Source organism: uncultured Maritalea sp., from assembly GCF_937139385.1.
GTDB classification, from domain to species: domain Bacteria; phylum Pseudomonadota; class Alphaproteobacteria; order Rhizobiales; family Devosiaceae; genus Maritalea; species Maritalea porphyrae_A.
In genome coordinates this window covers 1-2,534 of sequence record NZ_CAKZPW010000367.1, presented here as the reverse complement: position 1 = coordinate 2,534, position 2,534 = coordinate 1, and the positions used below count along the sequence as shown (strand labels likewise).

Sequence of the window (2,534 nt, the reverse complement as noted above, 5' to 3'; positions counted from 1 at the left end):
CCGCACCTACGAAAAAAAACGCCGATGACAGTCTCTTGCGCGACGCAATTTTAGGGTTCAAGTCTTGTGTTGAACACCCAATTGTCGGCCCGCTTTTGGCAGCCAGCACATTGATGACGCTTGCGGGCGGCATATACATAACCCTTTACATGGTCGTCGCATTGCGCACATTGGCCCTCGACCCCTTTACTGTAGGTGTAATCATCTCACTTGGTGGCATTTCAGGTTTTTTTGGCGCGTTGTTCGCAAAGCCATTTGCGCAAAAACTGGGGATAAGAAACACTCTAATCGTCACCATGGTCTTAGGACAGTTGGCGAATTTTGGTATCCCATTGGCAGCCGTTTTCCCCGATTTCGGCATCGCGTTCTTGTCTTTTCAGCAACTCGCGGGCGACTTTTTCATGACCATCTATGTCATTCAGGCCATCAGCCTTCGCCAACGAGAAATGCCAGATCATATATTGGCACGTGCCAACGCCACATTTCAGCTTACAACTGGAATGGTTATACCGTTAAGCGCATTGATGGCGGGCCCAATTTCCATGTGGATAGGCATCACCAACACCCTATGGATCGCAGCCATTGGGGGAATGTTTGCATTGCCCATTTTGCTGATGATCAAAAAGCCGGGCTAAACCGCTTTTGAATGCCTAGCGTTACCCTGACCAAAATAGGTATCAAACTTTGCAGCAATTGCGCGTACAAACAGTTTGCCCTTGTTGGTCAGGCCAAACGATTGATGATCAAGGTAAACAAAATCATCTTGATCCGCTGCCGCTATATATCCCGCATCATTCATGATGGTTGGAGCCAAATCGCCAAATCGCTGTATGAACTCATCCACATCGAACTTGAAATCGCACATGAGTTTCTCAATCACCCATCCGCGTGCCCTGTCCACATCTGACAATTCAAAACCCTTGGCAATTGCTAGGTCACCACTGTCGATGGCAGCTTGATACTGCCCTGTGGCAACAATGTTTTGCACATAGCCGTTTTTCGTTTGCCCAATGGCTGAACCACCAAAGCCAATCAATGCATCAGAATTATCAACCGTGTAGCCCTGGAAGTTGCGGCGCAACGGCCCGTCCGCCGCCGCTTTCGCCTTAGAATCTGAAGGCAAGGCGAAATGGTCAAAACCGATCCGATCATACCCTGCGTCCGCTAGTCGGTCCCCGGCCATCATGGCATGTTCAAACCGCTCTATTGTGTCGGGCAAGGCGTCCTCATCAATCATCTTCTGATGAGTTTTCATCCACGGCACATGGGCATAGCCAAACAAGGCGATGCGATCAGGTCGCAAAGAAGTTGTTTTATCAATCGTCTCCATCAACCGCTCAGTCGTTTGAAACGGCAAACCATAGAGCACATCTAAATTGATGGATTTGATCCCCGCATCACGCAATGCAAATACGACGTCACGTGTAAGTTCAAAGCTCTGCGGGCGATTGATTGCTTCCTGCACTTTTTCTGAGAAATCTTGCACGCCGATCGAAGCGCGGGTCATGCCAAAGGCGACCATGCCTTCAATCTTTTCAGGCGTAACATCGCTTGGGTCAATTTCAATTGAAATCTCCGCGTCATCTGCAAACGCAAAGGCGGCGCGCAATTTTTTACCCAGCATCTCCAGATCGTCCGGCTCAAGCAAAGTCGGCGACCCTCCACCCAAATGAACGGCAGTCACGCGTGCACCCGGCTTCACCAATTTTGCGATCATCTCAATCTCTTTGTGCACCCGTTTCATATAAGATTTAACCGGGGCATATTTGAGCGTTTGCTTTGTGTTACACCCGCAGAACCAGCAAAGACGATCGCAGAATGGGATATGGACATAAAGCGACAGACGGTCCCCCTCGCCCAGCGCCTCAACCCAAGACGAATAAGTAGCATTATCAACTTCGCTCGAAAAATGTGGCGCAGTTGGATAACTCGTGTAACGCGGCACAGGTGCTGCATATTTCTCGATGATTGCGTGGTCCATCAAAATCCCTATCTCTGATGGGTGCCACATTATTGATCCAAACACATTCTACCTTGATCGAAATCAAAACAATTGCGCATTGGCAACCACCAATCACCGTGCAACAATCACAAACAAATCACTCACTATCTTTTCCGGATATTTATGACAAACACCCCACAAATTCCAATTTTTGATGGCCATAACGACATTTTGCTCAAGCTCATCGAAGAGTGCCCCGACAATTCAGTAGAGGCGTTTTTTGAGCCCCGCGCTGGCCAGCATATCGATATGCAATCTGCCCAGAGTGGTGGCTTTGCAGGCGGATTATTTGCCATGTTTATTCCGCCAGAAGATGGCAAGTCTTTCCGCACGACCCCGGGACAAGAATTCGCCCGCGACTACACTATGAACATGATTACCTTGCTGCGTGATATTGCGGCCGCCTCAAATGGAAAGGTTGAAATTTGCCGTTCCGTCAAAGACATCCGCTCCGCTATGGCAAAGGGAAAAATGGCGCCTGTGCTGACCATGGAAGGGGCTGAAGCCATATTTCCGGACCTTTCGAACCTTT

The 2,534-nt window shown here is 49.1% G+C and carries 3 protein-coding genes; 2 read left to right on the top strand and 1 reads right to left on the bottom strand.

The window, feature by feature from the left end; all coding sequences use genetic code 11:
- The coding region (locus tag Q0231_RS14850) for a hypothetical protein (protein ID WP_299348656.1) at positions 1–635 on the top strand (635 nt) is incomplete at its 5' end.
- On the opposite strand, the gene hemN is transcribed toward Q0231_RS14850, so the two are convergent.
- Positions 632–1,981, bottom strand: a complete 1,350-nt coding sequence (hemN, locus tag Q0231_RS14845; protein ID WP_299348654.1) for an oxygen-independent coproporphyrinogen III oxidase — start codon at positions 1,979–1,981, stop codon at positions 632–634. The genes Q0231_RS14850 and hemN overlap by 4 nt on opposite strands.
- A gap of 144 nt (positions 1,982–2,125) precedes the next feature.
- Between hemN and Q0231_RS14840 the strand changes: the two genes are divergently transcribed.
- Positions 2,126–2,534, top strand: a 409-nt coding sequence (locus tag Q0231_RS14840; protein ID WP_299348652.1) for a membrane dipeptidase, incomplete at its 3' end; no start/stop codon positions are given.

Coding starts and splice junctions, on each gene's coding strand:
- hemN (WP_299348654.1), bottom strand. CDS start 1,981: ATGGACCACGCAATCATCGAGAAATATGCAGCACCTGTGCCGCGTTAC.